This window comes from Streptomyces sp. SID14478, from assembly GCF_010548525.1.
Taxonomy (GTDB): domain Bacteria; phylum Actinomycetota; class Actinomycetes; order Streptomycetales; family Streptomycetaceae; genus Streptomyces.
Map to the genome: position 1 here is coordinate 1 of NZ_JAAGMG010000295.1, position 981 is coordinate 981.

The following is a 981-nucleotide window of genomic DNA, read 5'->3' on the forward strand; positions in this document are numbered from 1 at the left end:
GCGTGTACGCGCGGCGGTGGGGGCCGCGCGGGCACTCGCTCGGCGTGTTCGCGTTCATGACCTTCTTCGCCGCGCAGTTCCTGCACACGGTGCCCGGCCGACTGCCCGAGCTGTACGCGGCGCTCCTGCTGTCGCTCGCCGTCGCATCCGCCGTGCGGTTCGGGGCGTGGTGCTACGAGCGGCGGCTGCCGCCGCCGGCCGTGGTCGCTCCGCCGTCCGGCGGCACCGGGCTCGCACGGATCACGACGCGGCAGGCGGTGCAGGCCACCGCGGGCGCCGGCTTCGCCCTGGCCGTCGGGCAACTGCTGTCCGGCGACCGCTGGTACTGGGCGGTGGGCGCCACCTGGTGGGTGTTCGTGGCGACGACCTCGCGCGGGGAGACCGTGGTCCGGGGCTTCCGGCGGTTCCTGGGCACGGTGCTCGGCATCGTCGCCGGGTTCGCCCTGGCCGTTCCGCTGCACGACGAGCCGGTCGCCGCCGCGCTGATCGTGGCGGTCAGCGTCTTCGGCATCTTCTACACCGCCCACGTCTCCTACACGTGGATGATGCTGGCCGTGACCGTCATGGCCAGCATGCTGTACGGACTGCTCGGCGTGCTCGACCCCGCCCTGCTGGCCCTGCGGGTGAGGGAGACGGCCGTCGGCGCCCTGGGCGCCGTACTCGCCGTGCTGCTCGTCCTGCCGGTGACCACGCACTCCGTCACCGACGCCTGGATCGCACGCGCCCTGCGCTGCGTGCACGCCTGCACCGCCGAGGCCGCCGCCCGGCTCGCCGGGGACACCGGCGCCGATCCCGCCCCGCGCGTCGCCGAACTGGAGTCACTGCTCGGCCGCGTCCGCCTGTCCCTCGCGCCGCTCGTGCACCCGTTCAGCCCGCTGCGGGCCCGCAAGGGCCGGGCCCGGCAGGTACTCGCCCTGCTCGACGACTGCGCGCGCGAGGTGCGCGGGCTCGCCTCCGTCGCCGCCGACCCCGAGGCCTCGC

Annotated in this window: 1 protein-coding gene; it reads left to right on the top strand. The window is 75.6% G+C overall.

What is annotated here, in order from left to right:
- Window positions 1-981: FUSC family protein (locus tag G3I40_RS09940; protein WP_164301787.1), on the top strand; the 981-nt coding region annotated here is incomplete at both ends.